This window comes from Sphingomonas sp. PAMC 26605 (assembly GCF_000241485.1).
Lineage (GTDB): Bacteria > Pseudomonadota > Alphaproteobacteria > Sphingomonadales > Sphingomonadaceae > Sphingomonas.
In genome coordinates, this window is record NZ_JH584247.1 from 6,304 (window position 1) to 9,883 (window position 3,580).

The window sequence follows — 3,580 nt, forward strand, 5'->3', positions numbered from 1 at the left end:
AGACCGTGCTGGCAGATCCGCCATGGCAATTTCAAAATCGCACCGGGAAGGTTGCACCCGAGCATCGTCGGCTCAACCGCTACGAGACGATGACGCTGGACGACATTTGCGCGCTACCGGTTGCGGAGTGTGTCGCGCCGACAGCACACCTCTACCTGTGGGTTCCCAATGCTCTATTGCCGGATGGCCTTCGTGTGCTGCGCGAGTGGGGGTTCGAGTATAAATCCAACATCGTTTGGCGGAAGATCCGCAAGGACGGTGGGTCCGACGGCCGGGGTGTTGGCTTCTACTTCCGCAATGTAACCGAGCTGATCCTGTTTGGCGTGCGTGGTAAAAACGCCCGCACGCTCGATCCCGGCCGAACCCAGGTGAATTATCTAGAAAGCCGCAAGCGGGAACATAGTCGTAAGCCTGATGAGCAATACCCGCTGATCGAGGAATGCAGTCCCGGCCCGTTTCTCGAAATGTTTTCGCGCGGAACGCGACCAAACTGGACTGTTTGGGGCAACCAGGCTGATGAAGAATATGCACCTTCTTGGCCGACCTATGCACACCATTCTGGAGCACCGCTTCCAGTGGCGGCGGAGTAACTATTCTTCCAAATTATCGTCATCTCCATCGCCCTCGGTCAAATCATCGGGTGCGATGGGGTTGTCAACTATGACTGGATGATTAGATTTCCAGTATTCAAAGTCTTCTATAACAGGCGGCTTTATCCCAATTGCAAGAATAGGACAGCCGCCCCCTCGGCCTGCATCTAGACGATATAGAAGCTTTCCCATCCAGGTAGTGCTTGCTCCATATTTACTCTTAAAATTGCTAATATTTACGCGGTTGCCAATTTCAGCAAATACGGGGCCGAGCGATTTCGATCTTGTTAGCAAAATCCCGGCATCAACAATTCCACATTCGTAAAATGTTCTAGCCGCATATAAATCTCTATCAAACGTCTGGTCTTTGCTATTCCATTCCATATCAAAAGCGACTCTGTTTTTGACAAAATCGACCTTATGGCCATCAATAAATCCGTCAATAACGTACTTATTGTCAACAACAATTGTTTTGGGTTCGCTCTTTTTGGGCTTTGATTCAAGTAACCTCGGATTCGATACAACAGTGAGCTTGTTTATGACAAGATCCCCCCGAATACGGCTCCCATACCAGCCTTTTGGAAACAGCAAATCGTCCATTGACTTTGCTATTAGGCTCTTGTTTCCGCCTTTTTTTACAATATTTTCTGTCTTTATATTGAAAGACATTAAGCTTTCAACAAGCTCACTAAGTTCGTTTGAAGACGAAGCAGCTAGAATGCGACTAGCATTACGATAGCTGTGAACTTCAAATCGTTCCAAAAACTCCGCAGTGAATATGTCACTTAGAGCGCTATCTTTTGCGGATAGGCGCTCATAATCCTCGGAAATTGCATCTGGAAGCGACGTCATAGGCTCCTACTATCTGGTGTGGGGGATCGGCTCAAGCGTGCGAACCCTGGGTCACGGCCGGCTTCCCTGCGGGAAGCGAAGTTGGTTTTGCGGAGGGGTGTTGAAGGCTAATGGGAGTGGGCTTCTGAATGAAGGCCATGGCCGCTGCGGAAAGCAGCAAGCCAGCGATAACTAAGTAAAAAGCATCGAGCCGAGCGTTGGAGCCAATTTTCAATCCGAGCACCTTGATCGGGCTTGCTTCTCCGATCGCATACGTAAGGCGGATCCCGGGTACGTCAGCAGAGAGCGCATCTTCCACTCGCATACCTTGTAGCACCGCGCCTTTTAGCAGGCGATGATACCAAGCGCGATCCATGCCATAAAAACAGAGCCAGCAAACAGTGCCTGCTATGAGCACCAGGCCTGTTAGTGATATGTCATTGCTGCCAAACCGTACATGGAGCCCCTCTTTTAGGGTGTATCCAGCTGCGCCAAGAAAAGCAGCCAAGACAGTGACAGCTACATTTCGAATTCTCATCTCTAATTCGTTAAAATGCTGCTGGACGCCTATAATGGTTTTCCACACCTCAATGTTGTTATCGATCTCTTTGTCCGTCATAACACTACCTCGGGAAACGCTCGAAAGTTACAAAATTGCTTAGTTGATCTAGCCTAGAAGGCAGCGTTATGGTTGGATTTACTGAGCAAGAAAGTACTTCCCGCCCTTCCCGTTCAATATCTGCGTCGTTCCAGTGAGATACCTTTTTAAGGAGGGTGTATGCTTCCGTATGACGTGCCTCGCCATACAACGCATGTGCGTCAAGAACGCCGGCCTGTTGTGCCATCCAGATGTCTTTAACCGGACTGTCTCCCACATAAACAGCTTGCTCGGGCGAAGCATGAGCGTCGGAAAGAATCTTACGGAGGATATCTGGATTGGGCTTCAGCTCACCTGGTGGCGTCGTTAAATGTTGCGTGACATCAAGGTTGTAATGAGAATCTGAATAGAACCGCAAAGATCCTATATCTACGCCATCAGGAAAATCGTGATCCGGTGGTGAGTAAACCTTGTCCATAATTTTGTCTAAGCCAGTACGTTTCAATCTGTATTGGGTGTAATACCAAAGAGACTCCGTATAACCTATTATTAGGGTCCCGTTCTTTTTTAGATCTATCAGGTATTCAAATACACCTTCATATAGTTGGAGTGCTGCTCTCCGGGCCTCACGGAATGCGCTGATAGCTGGCTCGTAAAAGTCTAGAACCGGTGTCGATCCGCTCCGAATGCGGAGGAGCGGTAGCTCACTAATTAAATAAGAATACTCCGATGTTCCGACACGCTGGTGCACCGTGCGGATCTCGGCCGCCAAAACATCTTCGGGAATGCCGCTAAGTTCTACAAGCTTGTTGAACATCGCGCTGAAGGAAGCGTGCCATACCGCAAGCCAATCAAAAAGCGTGTTATCCACATCTGCTATCAATACTGATCTAACCGGCATGGCACTTTCAATCCCGGGCGCACAGCCAACATACGCGCGCACAACGTTCTTAATATGTTCCGCACGCTCACCGCGGTCAAGAGAGCGCCTGTCCTAACAGCTCCGGTCCCTAGACAATCGGATCAGCGTCTGTTTCGAGCGCGGAGTCGATCATTGCCGTCCACGCTATCACAGCATTACTGCTGACCGCCTGCCCGGCAGCGCGCATGCGATCACTGACAGGCCTTAGCGTCCAGATCGCGATCTTAGCTGCCTCGAAAAGCCGGGTCTTCGTTTCTTCGGACGCGGCGTGCCACGGGATCGAGGATGGCTCTAGGCCGCCTGCCCAACGCTCAGGCATTGTATCGTAAAGAGCTTTAGCAACCCTGTAGATTGGTGATCCAACTTCCGGCATCGATCCTGCACCCTGTAGCCCCTGCGTGTGCGGCTTATCACATTTCACCGGGTTTGTCGGTTAGGCGCTGAGCGCGAACACCGAGCTGTTTTAAAGAGGTGTCGGGTTCTTCAAACAGGGCAGAGGCCCCATAGGCTTACGCGCTCGTGGCTGCATAACATGTTGAGGCGTCCAGTTTGGCCATAACCTAAACCGCTAATCGAAGAGTAGGCGGAAGGATCGGACGCTGATGTGTCGTCAACCTCTTGCAACGTATCCCGAATATC

General features: G+C 50.5%; 4 protein-coding genes. 1 reads left to right on the plus strand and 3 read right to left on the minus strand.

Annotated features, from left to right (window positions below):
- Nucleotides 1-590, plus strand: a 590-nt coding sequence (locus RH90_RS23065) for an MT-A70 family methyltransferase (RefSeq protein ID WP_081477080.1), incomplete at its 5' end; no start/stop codon positions are given.
- Here the strand turns inward: RH90_RS23065 and RH90_RS23070 are convergent.
- The 3 genes from RH90_RS23070 to RH90_RS23075 are packed head-to-tail and all read right to left on the minus strand — an operon-like array spanning nt 591 to nt 2,890.
- Nucleotides 591-1,442, minus strand: a complete 852-nt coding sequence (locus RH90_RS23070) for a BglII/BstYI family type II restriction endonuclease (protein ID WP_010189134.1) — start codon at nt 1,440-1,442, stop codon at nt 591-593. It abuts the gene before it with no gap.
- A gap of 31 nt (nt 1,443-1,473) precedes the next feature.
- Nucleotides 1,474-2,040, minus strand: coding sequence for a hypothetical protein (locus RH90_RS21640; protein WP_051124922.1), 567 nt, complete (start codon nt 2,038-2,040; stop codon nt 1,474-1,476).
- A gap of 4 nt (nt 2,041-2,044) precedes the next feature.
- On the minus strand, nt 2,045-2,890 hold the full coding sequence (locus RH90_RS23075; RefSeq protein WP_157134827.1) for an HAD family hydrolase: 846 nt from the start codon (nt 2,888-2,890) through the stop codon (nt 2,045-2,047).
- Between the last annotated feature and the right edge of the window lie 690 nt (nt 2,891-3,580).

What these genes read in the sequence shown, in the direction of transcription:
- RH90_RS23070 (WP_010189134.1), bottom strand. Translation starts at nt 1,442, where the DNA reads ATGACGTCGCTTCCAGATGCAATTTCCGAGGATTATGAGCGCCTATCC.
- RH90_RS21640 (WP_051124922.1), bottom strand. Translation starts at nt 2,040, where the DNA reads ATGACGGACAAAGAGATCGATAACAACATTGAGGTGTGGAAAACCATT.